Source organism: Streptococcus oralis (genome assembly GCF_022749195.1).
GTDB lineage: Bacteria > Bacillota > Bacilli > Lactobacillales > Streptococcaceae > Streptococcus > Streptococcus oralis_CI.
In genome coordinates this window covers 798,480-817,457 of record NZ_CP094226.1, presented here as the reverse complement: position 1 = coordinate 817,457, position 18,978 = coordinate 798,480, and the positions used below count along the sequence as shown (strand labels likewise).

Annotated in this window: 19 protein-coding genes; all 19 read right to left on the bottom strand. The window is 42.3% G+C overall.

Going from position 1 to position 18,978, the window contains the following annotated elements; genetic code table 11:
- Window positions 1-6: 6 nt before the first annotated feature.
- The 19 genes from MP387_RS04005 to MP387_RS03915 all read right to left on the bottom strand — a co-directional run bounded on the left by MP387_RS04005 (window position 7) and on the right by MP387_RS03915 (window position 18,972).
- Complete coding sequence (locus MP387_RS04005; RefSeq protein WP_242747846.1) at window positions 7-663, bottom strand: MmcQ/YjbR family DNA-binding protein; 657 nt, start codon at window positions 661-663, stop codon at window positions 7-9.
- Between the two features lie 43 nt (window positions 664-706).
- A complete protein-coding gene (locus tag MP387_RS04000) occupies window positions 707-1,339 on the bottom strand; it encodes a copper homeostasis protein CutC (RefSeq protein WP_049518799.1) in 633 nt (210 codons plus the stop codon).
- A gap of 93 nt (window positions 1,340-1,432) precedes the next feature.
- Window positions 1,433-1,792, bottom strand: coding sequence for a YbaN family protein (locus MP387_RS03995; protein ID WP_001220350.1), 360 nt, complete (start codon window positions 1,790-1,792; stop codon window positions 1,433-1,435).
- A gap of 106 nt (window positions 1,793-1,898) precedes the next feature.
- On the bottom strand, window positions 1,899-3,986 hold the full coding sequence (topA, locus tag MP387_RS03990; protein WP_242747844.1) for a type I DNA topoisomerase: 2,088 nt from the start codon (window positions 3,984-3,986) through the stop codon (window positions 1,899-1,901).
- 117 nt (window positions 3,987-4,103) lie between these two features.
- Window positions 4,104-4,952 (bottom strand): DNA-processing protein DprA, encoded by an 849-nt coding sequence (dprA, locus tag MP387_RS03985; RefSeq protein WP_242747842.1) that lies wholly within the window; start codon window positions 4,950-4,952, stop codon window positions 4,104-4,106.
- 84 nt (window positions 4,953-5,036) lie between these two features.
- Entirely contained in the window at window positions 5,037-5,660 is a 624-nt protein-coding gene (locus tag MP387_RS03980; RefSeq protein WP_242747840.1) for a hypothetical protein, read from the bottom strand.
- A 144-nt stretch (window positions 5,661-5,804) separates the two neighbouring features.
- Window positions 5,805-7,628 (bottom strand): translation elongation factor 4, encoded by a 1,824-nt coding sequence (lepA, locus tag MP387_RS03975; RefSeq protein WP_242747837.1) that lies wholly within the window; start codon window positions 7,626-7,628, stop codon window positions 5,805-5,807.
- A 78-nt stretch (window positions 7,629-7,706) separates the two neighbouring features.
- Window positions 7,707-8,435, bottom strand: a complete 729-nt coding sequence (locus tag MP387_RS03970; RefSeq protein WP_242747836.1) for a metallophosphoesterase family protein — start codon at window positions 8,433-8,435, stop codon at window positions 7,707-7,709.
- Complete coding sequence (recN, locus tag MP387_RS03965) at window positions 8,436-10,103, bottom strand: DNA repair protein RecN (protein WP_125391279.1); 1,668 nt, start codon at window positions 10,101-10,103, stop codon at window positions 8,436-8,438.
- Between the two features lie 6 nt (window positions 10,104-10,109).
- The gene (locus MP387_RS03960) at window positions 10,110-10,541 is read right to left on the bottom strand and encodes an arginine repressor (protein ID WP_001034390.1); all 432 of its coding nucleotides are present in this window, start codon (window positions 10,539-10,541) and stop codon (window positions 10,110-10,112) included.
- A complete protein-coding gene (locus MP387_RS03955; RefSeq protein ID WP_242747834.1) occupies window positions 10,534-11,349 on the bottom strand; it encodes a TlyA family RNA methyltransferase in 816 nt (271 codons plus the stop codon). The genes MP387_RS03960 and MP387_RS03955 overlap by 8 nt, the downstream gene beginning before the upstream one ends.
- Entirely contained in the window at window positions 11,342-12,217 is an 876-nt protein-coding gene (locus tag MP387_RS03950; RefSeq protein WP_242747832.1) for a polyprenyl synthetase family protein, read from the bottom strand. Before MP387_RS03950 ends, MP387_RS03955 begins: the two co-directional genes overlap by 8 nt.
- A complete protein-coding gene (locus MP387_RS03945) occupies window positions 12,214-12,426 on the bottom strand; it encodes an exodeoxyribonuclease VII small subunit (protein WP_000043226.1) in 213 nt (70 codons plus the stop codon). Before MP387_RS03945 ends, MP387_RS03950 begins: the two co-directional genes overlap by 4 nt.
- Window positions 12,404-13,744 carry an exodeoxyribonuclease VII large subunit gene (gene xseA / locus MP387_RS03940; RefSeq protein ID WP_242747830.1) on the bottom strand — a complete coding sequence of 447 codons (1,341 nt, stop codon included), beginning with the start codon at window positions 13,742-13,744 and terminating at the stop codon, window positions 12,404-12,406. The genes MP387_RS03945 and xseA overlap by 23 nt, the downstream gene beginning before the upstream one ends.
- A gap of 128 nt (window positions 13,745-13,872) precedes the next feature.
- On the bottom strand, window positions 13,873-14,511 hold the full coding sequence (gene udk / locus MP387_RS03935; RefSeq protein ID WP_001181369.1) for a uridine kinase: 639 nt from the start codon (window positions 14,509-14,511) through the stop codon (window positions 13,873-13,875).
- Window positions 14,512-14,622: 111 nt separating this feature from the next.
- The gene (gene truB / locus MP387_RS03930) at window positions 14,623-15,501 is read right to left on the bottom strand and encodes a tRNA pseudouridine(55) synthase TruB (RefSeq protein WP_242747828.1); all 879 of its coding nucleotides are present in this window, start codon (window positions 15,499-15,501) and stop codon (window positions 14,623-14,625) included.
- A gap of 3 nt (window positions 15,502-15,504) precedes the next feature.
- A complete protein-coding gene (locus tag MP387_RS03925) occupies window positions 15,505-16,311 on the bottom strand; it encodes an alpha/beta fold hydrolase (protein ID WP_242748038.1) in 807 nt (268 codons plus the stop codon).
- Window positions 16,312-16,322: 11 nt separating this feature from the next.
- Window positions 16,323-17,597, bottom strand: a complete 1,275-nt coding sequence (locus tag MP387_RS03920; protein WP_242747826.1) for a DUF2130 domain-containing protein — start codon at window positions 17,595-17,597, stop codon at window positions 16,323-16,325.
- A 94-nt stretch (window positions 17,598-17,691) separates the two neighbouring features.
- A complete protein-coding gene (locus tag MP387_RS03915) occupies window positions 17,692-18,972 on the bottom strand; it encodes an O-acetylhomoserine aminocarboxypropyltransferase/cysteine synthase family protein (protein ID WP_242747824.1) in 1,281 nt (426 codons plus the stop codon).
- Window positions 18,973-18,978 lie beyond the last annotated feature (6 nt).

Genomic DNA, 18,978 nt, shown 5'->3' with positions numbered 1-18,978 from the left:
ATTTTCTTATTTTTTCACAGTCAAGTTCCAACTTTTTTCGATGAGTTCTATCACTTCTTCATCTTGCAAACTATCATCAAGTGCCAGACTAAGCCAGTAGCGTTTATTCATATGAAAAGCTGGATAAATACCCTTTTGTGAAAGCATGTCAGCTACTTGGTCGTGTTTGAGGTTGACTGCTTCGACTAGCCCTTCTCTCCCCTTTTCCAGCTTATCCCATGGGATTCTCATCACAACAGCATACCACTTTTGATTGCCTTCATGGCGCAATACAGCTGTATCAGGAGACTTTTCCCACAGATACTCCAACTGATTACCATACTTTTCCTGAACTTGAGCAATGATACGCTTAGTCTGAGGGCAGATAAAATCCTGTACATCAAAGCAAGCCTTCCGAATCTGGTAGAGAGTCTCCAAACAAGCCTCACGGACACTTCCGACAAAACTTCCCCGCATACTTTCCATATGTACTTGAGGATAGAGATCACCAGTTTCCTGGTCAAAGACATGAAATCTCACATTATCAGGAGTGATAGTGACTGTCATGTAAAAGTCACCCTGCAAAATCTGGCAACTATAGGTCCAGACTTCTCCATTTTCTACAAAACCATAGGCATGAGCTTTTTCTTTATTAAACTGATAGGATTTAAAAATTTCAAACATAAGTGAAAACTGCTACCAAAAGCTAGCAGTTCCTTTCTATTTTTTAAAAGACAACCTTAGTTCCATGCAATTGTGTCACACCCAGCTGGTCGATAAAGGTTTGACGGTTATCCAAGTCAATCCCCCCACCTGGTAGAATTTCAATTTTACCTTTAGCATGTTCCAAAATTCTGTGATAATGAGCGAAACGTTTCTCTAGCGAGTCTCCAGACACACCAGCACGAGTTAAGATACGAGTGACACCAGCTTGGCTGAGCCAGTCAATGGCTTCTAACTGGTCTTCATCACTCAATTCATCAAAGGCCATGTGAAAGACAATTTCCATTCCTTTAGATGCGGCAATCAGCTTCTCAAGATTAGGCTTATCTAACTTTTTATCAGCAGTTAATGTCCCAAATACAACCCCTTGACTTCCAGCCTGTGCAGTCAAACGAATGTCTTCTAGCATGATCGCTATTTCAAGATCAGTATAGACAAAGTCGCCACCACGGGGACGAATCATAGTCATGATGGTGCTATCATAATTAGCTGCCAATTCAACCGCTGCCTTGGTCACTCCATAACTTGGCGTTGTTCCTCCTACAGCTAGATTGTCACAAAGTTCGATTCGACGAGCTCCAGCCTGCATCGCTTTTTCAAGCAAGGTCACATTTTCAGCGCAAAATTCGTAAATCATTTGATTCTCCTTGATGTTTTCTTTGAATTTATTATATCATATTATTTTAAATATGCTTTCATTTTTATCAAGGCAAATAACTACTATTTTTATCTATTCTTTGTCAGGAATGACTTTAAAGAGATAGTAGGTAATAAAGATAGTCAGGGCTCCCAGACCGATTTTGACTGGTAAAAGAGGGGCAAAATAAATAGAAATCCCCATCAAGATATAGATAGATACGATAATTTTTTTCTTTCGTTCACGCGCGATTGACTTGGTTTCCCGAAAGTCCGCTACATAAGTCTGATAAAGCTTTGTATGATAAAGCCAGTCTTCAAAACGCTTAGAAGATTTTGAAAAGCAAGCGATAGCTAACAAAAGAAAGGGTGTTGTTGGCAAAAGTGGTAGGACAACTCCAATAACAGCTAAAGCCAGTGAAATAAAGCCAATACAGAGATAAATGATACGCATGATTTCTCCTAGATAAATTACTCTTCCTCTAGTTTCGCACACAAGGGGGAAATTTGTCAAGCTTCAAGTAAAAAGAGCCTGAAATTCAATTTCAGGACTCTGCATTTTATTTAATTTTCTCTTCTTCGTAGTCGCCATTACTACATACAACCTGCTTGCCACCACCACGGACTTTTTTCTCCACTAGGAAGTGTCCGCATTTTGGACAGTCACGGCCAATTGGTTTGTCCCAGGAAGTAAACTCACATTCTGGATAGCGATTGCAACCATAGAAGATACGATTGCGCTTGGTTTTGCGTTCAATGATTTGTCCTTGATGACAGCTTGGACACTCGACACCAATCTCCTTAACAATCGCTTGTGTATGACGGCAGTCTGGGAAGTTGCTACAAGCATAGAATTTACCAAAACGTCCTAGCTTAATTACCATTGGACTGCCACAAACTTCACAGTCAAATCCAGCTGGCTCATCCTTGATCTGGATTTTTTCCATTTCGGATTCAGCCTTGGCTACTTCTTTAGAGAATGGTTTGTAAAAGGCGTCAATGACCCGTTGCCACTGCTCTTTACCAACTTCGACATCATCCAGTTTTCCTTCCATTTCAGCTGTGAAGGTCACATTTACGATATCTGGGAAATATTCAACAATGAGTTTATTAACAATTTCACCCAACTCTGTTGGTTCAAAACGTTTTGCTGCTAGACGAACGTAGTAACGTTTTTGGATGGTTTCAATGGTCGGAGCGTAAGTTGACGGACGTCCAACCCCATTTTCTTCCAAGGTCTTGATAAGAGTCGCTTCCGAATAGCGAGCAGGTGGTTGAGTGAAATGTTGTTCTGGCTTGCTATTGACCTGCTTGACCACATCTCCAACAGCCATATCTGGCAACATTTTGTTCTTGTCAGAGTCATTGTAGATAGCAAGATAACCATCAAACTTAACTTGACTACCATTTGCCGCGAATTGGACTCCATTTTGAGAGAGTTTGACAGCCATGGTATCAAAGATAGCAGCTGTCATCTGGCTAGCCACAAAACGGTTCCAGATAAGGGTATAGAGCTTAAGCTGGTCTTTGTCCAAGTACTTAGCGATGCTTTCAGGTGTGTTAAAGACACTAGATGGACGAATGGCTTCGTGGGCATCTTGAGCACCTGAGGCATTCTTGACCTTGCTACCATGCTTGGAATACTTGCTACCAAAGCGGTCGTTAATATAGCTTGCTGCTTCGTTCTGAGCCACAGGACTGATACGAGTCGAGTCTGTACGCATATAGGTAATCAAACCTTGCACGCCCGATCCAATATTGATCCCTTCATAGAGCTGTTGGGCTACCATCATAGTCTTTCGAGTACGGAAATTGATTTTGTTAGCAGCATCCATCTGCATGGTTGAAGTTGTATACGGTAGGGGCGCATTGCGTTTGCGTTCTTTCTTATCTACCTGGTCTACTGTGAAATCTTTACTAGTCAAATGGGACAAGACTTCTTTGACCTCTTCATTGGTGGTCAATTTCATCTTTTTGCCATTCATACCATAGAAAGAAGCCTGAAATTGTTTGGTTCCCTTCTTAAAAACACCATCAATTGTCCAGTATTCTTCTGGTTGGAAGGCATTGATTTCATTTTCACGGTCAATGATGAGCTTAAGGGCAACAGACTGCACGCGTCCTGCTGATAAGCCCTTCTTGACCTTTTTCCACAAAATAGGCGAAATCGAATACCCTACCAAGCGGTCTAAGACTCGACGAGCTTGTTGGGCGTCGACCAAGTCCATGTCAATCTTGCGAGGTTCTTTAAAGGCATTTTTTACTGCGTCTTTGGTGATTTCATTAAAGACTACACGGTTGGCATCATTTTCATCCAAGTTGAGAATGTGAGCCAAATGCCAGGAAATCGCTTCTCCTTCACGGTCCGGGTCACTTGCTAGAAAGACTTTATTGGCTTTTTTAGCTTCTTTTTTTAAGTCATTGATGAGAGGACCTTTTCCTCGGATATTGATATACTGTGGTTCATAGTTATTTTCAATGTCGACTGACATACTGGATTTCTTCAAATCACGGATATGCCCGACACTGGCTAAAACCTTGTAATTTCTGCCTAGATATTTCTCAATCGTTTTCGCCTTAGCAGGCGACTCTACGATGACTAGATTTTTTTTAACTGTTGATTTTTTCTTCTTTGTTGCCGTAGCCACACTATCACACCTTTTCAAAGTAATAAACTTTATAAAGTGTAAACCATTTTTCTATAGCTGTCAAGACCTAAGTCCTATATATAGAAGAAAAGTTTATCTGAGTGAACAAATTTCTCCTTAAAATTCAAACTCAGCCAACACATCTTGACCACTGGAAATCAGCTTTGCCCCCTCTTGGATCAGGTGGTGACAGCCATCTGAATGGCCATCTAGAATGTTTCCTGGAATGGCAAAAACATCACGCCCCTCCTCCATAGCTCGCTCACAGGTAATGAGACTCCCTGAACGCATCCTTGCCTCTGCTACAATAACGCCACGGCATAGTCCAGCAATGATGCGATTACGAGCTGGAAAGTGAAATTTCAAGGGTTCTTCACCAGGTCCGTACTCGCTAAGTACCAAATGGTGATTGCCAATGTGTTCCTGCAAACGTTTATTGGCTCGGGGATAAAAAACATCCAATCCTGTTCCAATGACGGCAATCGTTCTTCCTCCATTCTGGAGTGCAGCCATATGAGCAGCTGTATCAATCCCTTTGGCTAAACCACTGACCACAATTAACTCGTTTTCCAAACCTTGAATGACTTTCTGAACCGACTTTGCTCCCTGACTAGAACATGAACGACTCCCTACAACAGCAACCTTTGGAAATTTCAACAGGTCTAGATTTCCTTTATAAAACAAGAGCGCTGGAGCATCATAAATCTCACTCAGATTCCAAGGATAACAGTCATCAAGAATCGAGAAGGATGGAAATTTTTGGAACTCTTTCTCCAACTGTGTATCATCTATCTGGAAATAGCGTTCCATAAAAACCGCAGGATTGCGACATCCTGAAATTTCTGCAATATCACCTAGCAAGAGCTCCTGATCTACAGTCTCGTCATATTCAAGAACTGTTAAAATTTGTTGATTGCTCAGCCCAGCTTTTCTCAATTTGTAAATCTCATAGTTTGTGATCTTCATATACAACTCCATTTCTTTTTCTACTCATCTATCTATTCGTAAAAAAAAAAATAAAAAGAAGACCAAGGATCTTCTTTTTTTCATTTATTCAGCTTTAGTAGTTGACCAGCTACTTTCAACCATCGGTAAGATTGTTTTTAAAGTTTCCCCATCCCCTTCAAGTGAAACATAGCGGATTTTACCATCATTTGATCGGAAAACCCAGGTAACGAGGTATTTCCCTGACTTAGCAATTGCATTGACAACATAGGCTTCATAACCTCCAATGGTTGATTTAGAGCCCCAAACCTTACTGAAATCAGAGCTTTGTTCTTTGGAAGTTAAAATACTAGATGAGACAGTCACAACATCCAATTTAGCATATTCTTCTTGACTGATATTAAATTGCTCAGCCTTGAAGGTATTCAGCGTAACAATGTTGATATCTGTGCCATCACAATACTGTATATCATTTCCACCTTCTACTTCATGGAATCGAACCCATGATTTGGGTACCTTGACAAAACCATACTCATTCGAGCCGATGATTTGCGTCTCTTCCTTTTTCGCTTCAGAAACAGCAGAGCTAGGGCTACTCGTCTCCTGACTTCTTGAAGAACTAACAACTGCAGACGAACTTTCTTCGGTTGCTGTTTGCGATTTATTAGAGCATGAAGCTAAAAAAGCACTAATAGTAACTACAGTACCTAAAATTAATAATTTTTTCATCCTACCACCTTTCCATCTGCATTATAAGAAAAATAAGGACTTCTGTCAAATTCTAACCTGATCGATTCTGTTAGCTTCCGATTTTATAGCTCACATTTAAAGCAAAAACTCTTGAAAAATCTTCAAGAGTTTTGTTTTCTATTTCTATTCTTCATCCATGCTTAAGACGCTAAGGAAAGCTTCTTGTGGGACTTCTACTGATCCGATCGCTTTCATGCGTTTCTTACCAGCTTTTTGTTTTTCAAGGAGTTTGCGTTTACGAGAAACGTCACCGCCGTAACACTTAGCAAGTACGTTCTTACGAAGGGCCTTGATATCAGTACGGGCCACGATCTTGTGCCCAATAGCTGCTTGAATCGGCACTTCAAATTGTTGACGAGGGATGATTTTCTTGAGCTTATCAACAATGAGTTTCCCACGTTCGTAGGCAAAATCCTTGTGAACGATAAAGCTGAGGGCATCCACCTTGTCCCCATTGAGAAGGATATCCATTTTGACCAGTTTAGATGGGCGGTACTCTGACAATTCGTAGTCAAAGCTTGCATAACCACGCGTCGAAGACTTAAGCTTATCAAAGAAGTCAAAGACGATTTCAGCAAGTGGAATTTGATAGATAACATTGACACGATTATCATCAATATAGTCCATGGTCACAAAGTCTCCACGCTTGCGCTGAGCCAGTTCCATTACTGCTCCGACAAACTCCTGCGGTACCATGATTTGCGCCTTGACATAAGGCTCTTCAATGGTCGCAATCTTGGTTGGGTCTGGAAATTCAGAGGGGTTAGACACATCCATAGACTCACCATCAGTTTGGTTAACCTTATAGATAACAGATGGAGCTGTCATGATGAGGTCAATGTTGAACTCACGCTCTAAACGCTCTTGGATAACATCCATATGGAGAAGTCCAAGGAATCCACAACGGAAACCAAATCCAAGGGCCTGAGATGTTTCTGGCTCAAACTGCAAGCTGGCATCGTTGAGTTGCAATTTTTCAAGGGCTTCACGAAGGTCATTGTACTTGTTTGACTCGATTGGATAAAGACCTGCAAAGACCATAGGATTCATCTGCTTGTATCCGTCTAGTGGTTCTGCTGCAGGATTACTTGCTAGAGTAACTGTATCACCCACACGAGTGTCTTGAACCGTCTTGATAGAAGCTGCAATGTAACCAACGTCACCTGTGGCTAGGAAATCGCGCCCTACTGCTTTCGGTGTGAAAATTCCCACCTCAGTAACATCAAAGGTCTTGCCATTGCTCATGAGTTGAATCTTATCGCCAGGTTTAACCACTCCGTCCATAACACGCACTTGGAGGATAACCCCACGGTAAGCGTCGTAAACAGAGTCGAAAATCAAGGCTTTTAATGGAGCTGAAACATCACCAGTTGGTGCGGGAACTTTCTCTACGATCTGCTCAAGAATTTCTTCAATACCAATACCAGCTTTGGCTGAAGCTAAGACCACTTCGCTGGCATCCAGTCCAATGACATCCTCAATCTCTGTACGCACACGCTCTGGATCAGCTGCTGGAAGGTCAATCTTGTTAATGACTGGCAGAATTTCCAAATCATTGTCCAATGCTAGATAAACATTGGCAAGCGTCTGAGCCTCAATCCCTTGGGCCGCATCAACCACCAAAATTGCTCCTTCACAGGCCGCTAGCGAACGCGACACTTCATAGGTAAAGTCCACGTGCCCTGGCGTGTCAATCAAGTGGAAAATATAGGTCTCGCCATCTTTTGCAGTGTAATTGAGCTCAATGGCATTAAGTTTAATGGTAATCCCACGTTCACGCTCAAGATCCATACTATCCAGAAGTTGGGCTTGCATTTCACGACTAGAAACCGTCTCCGTCTTTTCCAAAATGCGGTCTGCCAGCGTTGACTTCCCGTGGTCAATATGGGCGATAATGGAGAAGTTTCGAATCTTCTCCTGTCGTTTCTTTAATTCTTCTAGGTTCATGCTGCTCTTCCTTTCAGGGTATCTATTAATTATAAATTGTTTTTAACATTTTGACAAGACCATACCCTGCTAGGAGTACTAATCTTCGGCAATAAAGCCATCATTTTCGATAAAGTGGTGTTCTGTCATTCCTTGCTCAGTAAAGACAATCCCATGAAGGACACCACCATAGACAGCTCCTCCATCCATGCCAATCTTGCCATCTTCTGTCATCCAAAGCTCAGCAGTACCTCGGTCTTGCTTCAGCAAACCATAAACTGGTGTATGCCCAAAGACAATGGTTTTCCCGGTATGATTTTCAGCTTCGTGGAATGGTTTTCTGAGCCAGACTTTTTTATAATCTGTAGTTTCATGCCAATCATCCAAGGTCAAGTCAATACCCGCATGAACAAAGATATACTTGTCTGTCTCTACTACAAATGGCATTTGACGAATAAATTCGACCAAGTCTGCTGCTTCTGTCGCAACCCGTTTGGCATCTTCTACGCCATCAACTGGTGCATCCAAGGGACGACCTAAAATTGAGTTAATGGTTGTATCACCACCATTGCGACGATAATGGTCATAGCTTTCTTCTGGGTCATCGAGCCAAGTCAGAAACATATACTCATGATTACCTGATAAACAAATAGCTCCTTGATTGTCGACCAAGTCTTTGACCATTTCTAGAACACGGCGACTATCTTCACCACGGTCAATCAAATCCCCTAGAAAGAGCAACTGAGTTTGACCATCCCATGTTTTGAGAAGATCTTCCAGCATACCTGCTTTTCCATGGACATCTCCAATTACATAATAGTCTGTCATTTATTTCATCCTCGTTTGCAATAATTCTCTGGCTTGGGTAAGGGCAGCTTCAGTTACATTTTCCCCAGCCAACATCTTAGCTACTTCTTCTACTCGCTCTTCTATAGTCAAGAGACGAACCGTCGACACCGTAGAATGCTCATCACTAATCTTCTCAATAAAGAATTGATAATCCGCGATGGCAATCACTTGTGGAAGGTGAGAGATAGCAAGAACCTGACCATGCTGGCCAATCTTATGAATCTTTTGAGCAATAGCCTGGGCTACACGACCTGAAACTCCCGTATCCACCTCATCAAAGACAATACTGGTCTTACCTTCCTTACGAGAAAAGGCGGATTTAATAGCTAGCATGAGGCGGGATAATTCCCCACCAGATGCAACTTTGACCAAAGGCTTAAAGTCCTCACCTGGGTTGGTGGAAATGTAAAACTCGACCGTTTCATTCCCCTCACGACTAAATTTGCCCTTGCTAAAGCGAACCTGAAATTGTGCCTTCTCCATATAGAGGTCTTGCAGTTCTTGTTTAATCTCTGCCTCAAGCTGCTGAGCCAAATCATGACGAGCAGATGCAAGCTGACCTGCCAAGTCGACAAGATTAACTTCCAATTTCTTGAGCTCTGCTTCCATGTCTTCAGAAGAAAGATTATTTCCAGTCAAGAGATTGTACTCATCCGTAATCTTGGCAAAATAAAGCAGGACATCGTCCACAGTCCCACCGTACTTGCGGGTAATAGTATTTATAAGGTCTAAGCGATTCTCAACCTGCATGAGGCGATTGCCATCAAAATCTAAGTCCTCAATAATATCTTCCAAACGCTTTGTAATATCTTCTAAAACATAGTAGGTCTCAGACAGAGAACTTGAAATTTCACGGTATTCAGGGTCATATTCTTCAACACTTTCCATGTCATTCATAGCTGAACGGACATTAGCAAGACTGGAGAATTCCTCATTGTCCAACATACTGTAGGCATTGGTTAGCGTATCCGCAATATTCTTATGATTGAGGAGTTTATCTCGTTCTTGGTTGAGAGCCAAGTCTTCACCAGCCTGTAAGTTCGCTGCCTCAATCTCTGCCATTTGAAATTCCAACATCTCAATACGAGCCTTATGTTCCTGCTGGTTTTTCTTGACTTCCAAAACCTGCTTGCGCATTTTGCGATAGGCATCAAAGCTCGTCTGATAGGTCTCCTTCAAGTCCAAGAACACAGTATCACCAAACTCATCCAACATCTGGATGTGCAGTTGAGGACGCATTAACTCCTCTTGGTCATGCTGACCATGGATATCCACAAGGTGTTGCCCAATAGCACGCAAGACAGAAAGATTGACCATCTGGCCATTCACGCGACTAACACTACGACCATTTTGCAGAATTTCACGCCGGATGATAATTTCATCACCCATTTCCAAACCTTGCTCATCAAAAAGTTCCTGTAAAAGGCGACTATTTTCAACTGAGAAAAGCCCCTCAATCTCTGCTTTTGGCGCACCGTGACGAATAACGTCTGTCGTTGCACGAGCCCCCAACATGAGATTCATAGCGTCGATAATGATAGACTTTCCAGCACCCGTTTCCCCGGTCAAAACAGTCATACCCTTTTCAAAATTGAGGGAAATCGCTTCAATAATGGCAAAGTTTTTTATCGAAATTTCAAGTAACATACTGACCTACCATTTTTTGACTTGTTCAACAATTTCCTCAGCTGCCTCTGCTGTTCTAGCTACAATTAAGATAGAATCATCATCAGCTAGACAGCTAAAAATCTGTTCAGAAAATGCTTCAACCAACTGACTCTTCACAAAAATAGTATTTCCAGGAATGACAGCAAGGTTGATCATATTTCCCATTAACTCAGAACTCACAATATTGTCCTCAGCCAACTGCAAACTTTTGACGATTGATTTTGGCAACTCATAGATATAGGTGTTGTTCTTCAAAGGAATTTTAACAATCCCAAGCTCCTTGATGTCTCTTGAGACAGTGGCTTGCGTAGCAGAAATACCTGCTTCCTTCAAATGCTCAACGATTTCTTCCTGAGTACCGATTTGATAATCCGTAACAAATCTTCTAATTTTTTCAAGTCTCTCTTTTTTATTCATCTTTAAATTCTCTATGTGCTCTCTCTACAACTTTTTCTATTTCAGGAGCAACTTGGTTACTTGCTCCCTCTTCCTTTTTCAAATATGCCAGAAATTCGATGTTTCCATGTCCACCTTGGATTGGTGAATAGTCTAATCCAAGCACTGAAAAACCTTGCTCAACTGCCATAGCAGTGACAGATTCAAGGACATTCTGATGAACCTTGGCATCACGAATAATCCCATTTTTCCCAATCTGCTCACGACCTGCTTCAAACTGGGGCTTAACCAGAGCTACAATTTGACCTTGATCAGCCAAGACGCGGTGCAAAGCAGGCAAAATCAGACTGAGGGAAATGAAACTCACATCAATACTGGCAAAGCTCGGTTCCTGCTCAAAATCAGTCTTTTCAGCGTAACGAAAATTAAACTGCTCCATGCTGACAACCCGCGGGTCTTGGCGTAATTTCCAAGCCAACTGATTGGTGCCAACATCGACTGCAAAGACCAACTCAGCACCATTTTGCAACATGACGTCAGTAAATCCTCCAGTGGAAGCCCCAATATCAATCGTTGTCGCTCCCTCGACTGACAAATCAAAGACCTCCAAGGCCTTCTCTAGTTTTAGACCACCTCGACTGACATACTTGAGTTTTTCACCCTTGAGTTTTAGTTCAGTGTCATCTGGGATCTTCTCTCCTGGTTTGTCAAATCGCTCCCCATTGAGGACAGCTACGACTAGACCTGCCATGACACCGCGCTTGGCCTGTTCTCGCGTTTCAAACAAGTCCTGTTTATAAGCTAGTACATCCACTCTTTCCTTAGCCATTGATTCTCAAACTTTCTACTACTTTCACAATCGGCTCTGTTTCAAAGCTGACTTGCTGGGCAATTTCTTCTAACTTGGCATTAGCTTGATCCAAGGTTTTGTTACAAAAGGCAATGGCCTCCTCCAAACCCAGCAAGGCTGGATAGGTTGATTTTTCAGCCTGCAAATCCTTTTGTGGAGTCTTGCCGATTTCCTCAAAACTAGCTGTCACATCCAGCACATCATCTCGAACTTGAAAGGCCAGTCCAATCAATTCACCAACTGTTTTCAGTTTTACTTGGATTTCTGGTGCTAATTCAGCTATGATAGCAGCTGCTTGAAAGGGATAAGCTAGCAATTTTCCAGTCTTATTGGCATGAATGGTCTGAAGTTCTTCCAAGGACAAATGCTGGTGTTCGCCCTCCATGTCCAAAACCTGACCTGCTACCATGCCTAGACTTCCTGAAGCAAGGGATAAGTTGGCAATCAAATCCACCTTGATCTTACTTGGCAAATCCGCCTGCGCTATTAAGGCATAGGGATCTAGGAACAAAGCATCTCCTGCCAATATTGCCATCGCTTCGCCAAATTTCTTATGATTTGTTAAACGCCCCCGACGATAATCATCATCATCCATGGCTGGAAGATCATCGTGAATCAAGCTCCCTGTATGAATCATTTCCAAGGCCGCAGCCACCTGCGCGTGTGCTGGTTTAATAGCGACTTGCAAGGCTTCCAGAACCTCTAACAAGAGAAAAGGCCGAATTCTCTTGCCACCAGCATGAATGGAATAGAGAACGGACTCTCGCAAACTAGAGACAAACTGCTGGTCTCCATAAAAATTTTCCAAAGCCGACTCAACAAGAGCTAATTTTTCTTGCTTCTTCATTCAAAATCACTTTCTGTTCCGTCTTCTTGCATGACCTTAACCAAGGTCTTTTCAGCCTTGTCCAAAGTCGCTTGGAGCTCTTTTGACAAGACCATGCCCTTTTGAAAGGCCGCAATTGCATCTTCCAAAGCAATTTCACCGTTTTCCAAACTTTGGACAATGGTTTCCAGTTCTGCTAGATTTTCCTCAAATTTCTTTTGTTTTGACATCCTTAACCTCTAATTCTACTTGACCGTCTCGCATCAAAAGCGTCACTTGGTCTTTTTTCTTCAAATTCTCAACCGAATCTACAACGGACTCTTCTTTTTTGACAATAGCATAACCACGGGCCACAATTCGGCTCGTATCCAGCATCAGAAGAGCTTCCGAAAGTCGCTTGACCTCAGCCACCTTGGCGTCATAAACTAAGGCCATTTGGCTACGGAGGAGCTTGTCCAACTGAGCAAGCCGATCCTGATAGCGTTGGATTTTGGTAACAGGTGATGACTGGACTAGTCGATGAGTCCTTACTTGTACTATCTGTTTACAATCGGAAATCCGTGTTCGCAAACTTTGTTTTAATCGCAGTTGCAGCTGATCCAACCGTTGTAAATAGCCATCATATAAGCGCTCTGGTTGTCTAAAGATGACTGACTGACTGCATTTTTTCAGAACTTCTTTTTTTCTTGACAAGACATTCTGAACCGCTATTGCCATTCGTTTTTCTTGATTTTGCAAATGGGTCAAAAGATCCAACTTAGTTACAGGTGTTGCCAGTTCTGCTGCAGCGGTTGGCGTCGCAGCTCTGCGATCCGCTACAAAGTCTGCCAAGGTTACATCCGTCTCATGCCCCACACTAGAAATGATTGGCAAACGGGATTCAAAAATAGCTCGTACTACAATCTCTTCGTTAAAGGCCCAGAGATCCTCGATAGAACCCCCACCACGACCAATGATGAGGACATCTAGGTCCTCACGTTGATTGGCACGCGTAATATTCCGCGCTATTTCCTCAGCAGCTCCATCTCCTTGCACCTTGGTCGGATAGAGAAGGATATCAACACCAGGAAAACGTCTGCTGACGGTTGTGATAATATCCTGAATAACGGCACCACTGCGACTGGTTACTACACCAATTCTCTTAGCAAACTGGGGAAGAGGTTGCTTGAATCTCTCTTGAAATAGACCTTCTTCCGTCAATTTTTTCTTAAGTTGTTCAAACTGAATCGCTAGCGCCCCAACCCCATCAGGCTCAGCTTTTTCAATGATGATAGAGTAGCTCCCGCTTGGTTCATAGACCTGCACACGCCCAATCACATTGATTTTCATCCCTTCTTCCAGGTCGAAACCTAATTTCTGATAAATCCCTGACCAGATGGTCGCTTGAATAACTGCATGGTTATCTTTTAAAGAGAAATATTGGTGAGTAGGTCGTTTACGAAAGTTGGAAACTTGACCAGTTAAATAGACCCGTTCCAAGTAAGGGTCTTTATCGAATTTCATTTTCAGATACTTGGTCAAAGTTGTTACTGATAAATACTTTTCCATCTCCACCTACTATTCATTTTCTTGCTTTTCCATGGGTATTATTATACCAAAAATATGATTAAAAATCTCCTTTTGCATACCGAAACGAAAGGAAAAATAGAAAAAGGAGGCTAGGCCTCCTCATCTGATTATTTACTATTACGAGCTTCTTCCAAAATCTTTGCAATCTTGGTTGTCAAAAGGTCGATAGCTACTGTATTGCTGACTCCCTCGGGAATGACGATATCAGCATAACGCTTGGTCGGCTCGATGAACTGGTGATACATGGGTTTGACCACACCAAGATATTGGTCAATAACACTATCTAGACTACGGCCACGCTCTTCCATATCACGCTTGATCCGACGAATAATGCGCACATCATCATCTGTATCTACAAAAATCTTGATATCCATCAAATCACGCAGACGCTTGTCCTCCAAGACCAAAATCCCCTCAACGATAAAGACATCTTGAGGCTCCTGACGATAGGTCTTGCTACTCCGTGTATGCGCTGTATAGTCGTAAGTCGGGATGTCCACCGGACGCCCTGCCAACAATTCCTTAATCTGCTCGATCATCAAGTCTGTATCAAAGGCAAAAGGGTGGTCGTAGTTGGTTTTGACACGCTCTTCAAAGGTCAAGTGAGACTGATCCTTGTAGTATGAATCATGCTCAATCATGGAAATCTTTTCATCAGGGAAATGCGATAAAATGGCTCTCGAAACACTGGTCTTGCCACCACCAGAACCACCTGTCACTCCGATAATGATTGGTCTATTTTGCATGCTATCCTCCGTTTTTTTATCCGTCGTCTATTCTATCACATTTTTTGCAAAATTTATAGTCTGATTTGGATAATCTAGGTGAAACAAATCCATCCCCACACTCCAGTTAGACTAGCCAAAAACCTTTCTTGGTTTGTAGAAATTGTCCCTTTTTTCTAGAATGGCTAGCAATTTATCCCCCTCAAAGGCAGCTAATTCTTTGTCTGTTTGGTCTAACTCAATAAAACGACCAAATCGCACTTCTGTAGCCTCTTCTGGAGTTAGGATAACTTTGACAAGGTCACCTATTCCAATCTCTAGAGGATGGAGAAAGTCCAGTTGCCCTGCCTCCACTTTTGCAGCAATTTCATTCAAAGTCAAGGCATCTTCTAACTGTAAACCTGCTGCACTCGTCCGAGTCAATTGGGACATATGGGCCGCATAACCCAGCTTCTCTCCCAAGTCAACAGACAAGGTACGGATATAAGTCCCCTTACTGCATTTCACACGAAATGTAAAACGCGCAAGTTCGCCCTCATAAGAAATCGGACTAGTCCGTTCAAATTGATAAATAGTCACCTGACGTTCTGGACGCTCCACTTCCTGACCTGCACGCGCATACTCATAGAGCTTGCGTCCATTAACCTTGACAGCCGAATACATAGGTGGAATCTGAGTAATAGGCCCAGTCAGACTCGCAATCGCTTCATCGACAATGGTTTCATCCAAGGGCGACAAAACAGGGGTCTCTGCAACCACTTCCCCACTAGCATCCTCGGTCGTCGTTGAATAGCCCAGACTAATCTCTCCCTCATAGACCTTGCCCTCGTCCTGCATAAACTCGACCATTCGGGTCGCCTTACCAACCGCAATGGGCAAAACACCCACTACATCCGGATCCAAGGTCCCACCATGCCCAATCTTCTTGGTTCCCAAAATCTTACGCAGCTTAAAAACCGCGTCATGCGAGGTCATCCCCGCTTCTTTTTTTAAGTTGATAATACCGTTCATTCATTAACTTTCTAAAAATACTAAAACTCTCTTTTGGAAATCATTATTCTGCTCATAAAGTGCATGGCCGCACTCTGGCAAAATAGTGAGCTGGCTATCTTTGATATGCTGATGCAATTCAAGTGAAGCTTCTACGCCTAGAACATCATCCTTTTCTGCTCCAATGATTAGCGTAGAACAGTTTATTTTTTCCAAAATGGTTAGGCTATCGTGTTTCAAACAAGATACAGCCTGAATAGCAATGCGTTGTTTATCTTTAATACGACCAAAAATTCCCATTATTCGATAAAGGTATTTGAATTTTCCGAAGGATTTAGTTGTGTAAGAGTGACTAGCAATATCAACCATCAGTTCTTTATAAGTCCCTATTTGACTCAGGCTCAGCCAGCATCTAATCCGCTCCCTACCAAGCTCACTTAGTTTTGCAGTAGTAACAGCCAAAATCAAACTTTCAACTTTTTCTGGAAAATCTACAGCTACCCATTGAGCAATCATACCACCTTGGGAAATCCCCATGACGACAGAACTTTTTAAATTCAATACATCCATAGCTTCCGCTACATCAGCAGCCATATTTCGTGTTGTATAATTTTCTGGCAACTTATTGATGCGACTAAAAACATAAACTTTATAAACCTTGGCAAATTCTCGGTAAGTTAAAGCTAGCATTTGAGCCATGCCCTTAACTGTCTGTAATCCATCCCCCAACCCTGGTATGATAACGAGAGACTTCTTTCCTTTACCAAAGGTCACATAATCCATGTTTTTTTGATCTAGTTGAAGGACCTTATTTTTCGAAGAGTAAAACATTATTTTCTTTCTCACTCCCCCTTCAGCGCTTCAAATTTCGCTTTCATAGTTGGATTTTTTCGGGTCAATTTTTTAACTGAAACATCTTCCAATTTGTTATTAGCGAGGCGGAGTTGGTTTTCAGATGTGGTTAGGAACTTTTTGACTTCCTCCATCCGTTTGATGGCCTTGTCGATTTCATCGATTGCTTTTCCAAAGTTGGTCGAAGCAGAGTTGTAGTTTTTGGCAAAGGCTAGTTTAAAGGCATCCAAATCTTCCTCAAAATGTGTAATATCGATATTTTGCTCTCGAACCAAGGCTAACTCTTGCTTGTATTTAAGTGAATTAAACGCTGCATTACGCAAGAGCCCAATCAACTGAATAAAGAATTGAGGACGGACCACATACATCTTTTCATACTCGTGGCTGACATCAACAATCCCTGTATTAAAGTAGTCGTTATCTGCTTCTAGCATGGTCACCAGAACCGCATATTCGCAGTTTTTCTCCCGACGGTCCTTGTCTAATTCTTTGTAAAAATCCGAGTTCTTATGCTTCTTCTCCGTCCCATCCGCTTCGTTTTTCATCTCAAACATGATGGAAATAATTTCCACTCCATTTTCATCACATTCACGGAAGATAAAGTCTCCCTTAGATCCACGCGCAGAGACCTTGTTATCCTTCTCAAAGTAGGCATTTGGAAAGGCGAAACTACGTACCTTGTTAAACTCACTCTCTGCATACTGTTCCAAACTTTCCCCAATTGCCTTGGTTGATTGTTGGGCTTTGAAATTCTTATAGAACTCGACCTGTTCACTGGCTGCCTTAAGCTGGGCTTCGTAATTCTGCTTAACAGAAGCCAAAGACAGCTCATTTTCCTTTTCTTGCAAGAGGAGCTGGTTTTTGACCTGATCACGCTCTCTTTCTAAATCAGAAAGGGTCTTTTGCAGTTGATTTTCATGCTCCAAACGCAAGGTGGCCAATTGGCTTTCCAAGGCCTGCACTTCCTTGTCCTTGGCCAATAAAGCCTCATGGCTTGTCTGTTCAACTTCTTTCTTAGCTAATTCTTTTTCTGTATCAAAGTTTTGGATTTGACTCTGCAATTGCGCAATTTCTTGATCTTTTTGAGCCAGTTTAGTCTGTTGTTCATTCATGGCCTTTTGCTCAGCTAAGGCCAGCTCCTGCTTCATTCGATCGTGCAGTTCCTTATCAAACTCAACCGTTCTCACTTGGGATAAGAGTTCCGCATACTGACTCTCATTTACTGTAAAGACTTCCCCACAGTTGGGACATTTGATTTCGTTCATAACTTTCCTCTTTCTAGACTTCTGTAACCATTATATCATGCTTGAGGGAAAATCAAAAACAGTGAGTCGAAACCCACTGTTTATATCTTTTACTTTAAATTTTTTCCAATGCCAAGCGCAAATCTTCAATCAAATCCTCTACATTTTCAAGACCAATCGACAAGCGGATTTGGTTTGGTGTGACACCTGCTGCTTCTAGATCTTTTTCTGACAACTGACCGTGAGTGGTTGTCGCAGGATGGACAACAAGCGATTTGGCATCCGCTACGTTAGCAAGGTCAGAGAAGATTTCCAAATTATCAATCACCTTGCGAGCTTCTGCCTCTCCACCTTTAACATGGAAGGTAAAGATTGAACCCACACCTTTTGGCAAATATTTCTCAGCCAAAACATGATATGGACTGTCTGCAAGTTTTGGATAGTTGACTTTTTCTACCTTAGGATGGTTGACAAGGAAATCAACAATTTTCTCTGCATTTTGCACATGGCGTTCCACACGAAGAGAGAGAGTTTCAAGCCCTTGGAGCAAGAGAAAGGCATTAAACGGTGATAAGGCAGCACCTGTATCACGAAGCAATTGAACACGAACAGCGATAATAAATGCTGCCGCACCCACATCACGAGTATAGCTCAAGTTATGGTAGCTCGGATCTTCCTCAACAAATTGAGGGAATTTCCCTGAAGCTGCCCAGTCAAAACGACCACTATCAACAATCACTCCTCCAATAGTCGTACCATGCCCACCGATAAACTTAGTTGCTGAGTGAATGGCAATATCTACACCGTGAGAGAAGACGTTAATCAAATATGGTGTGGCAAAAGTGTTGTCCGAAACGAGAGGAATCTGGTGTTTATGCGCAATCTCAGCCAATTTTTCTAAGTCAGGAATGTTAATCAAGGGATTCCCCAAGGTTTCAATCAAGACAAGTTTGGTATTGTCACCGATAGCTGCTTCAACTTCCTCCAAATTATCCACATCCACAAAGGTAGTTGTGATCCCATAACGAGGAAGGGTTTCCTTCAAGAGGTTGAAGGTCCCACCATAAATAGTTGACGCCGCTACCACATGGTCACCTGCGTGAGCAAGCGCCAAAATAGTGTAGGTTACAGCAGCCATACCTGATGCTGTCGCTAGTGCTCCAACACCACCTTCAAGAGCTGCGATTCTTTCTTCAAATGCTGCTGTTGTAGGATTTGTGATACGAGTATAGATATTGCCTGGTTTTCTCAAGGCAAACAGATCTGCACCTTCCTGCGTGTCATCAAAAACGAAGGATGTTGTTTGATAAATAGGTACTGCACGAGATTTGGTCGCTGGATCAACTACTTGTCCAGCATGTAATTGTAGGGTTTCAAATTTAAAATCACGAGTCATAAGACG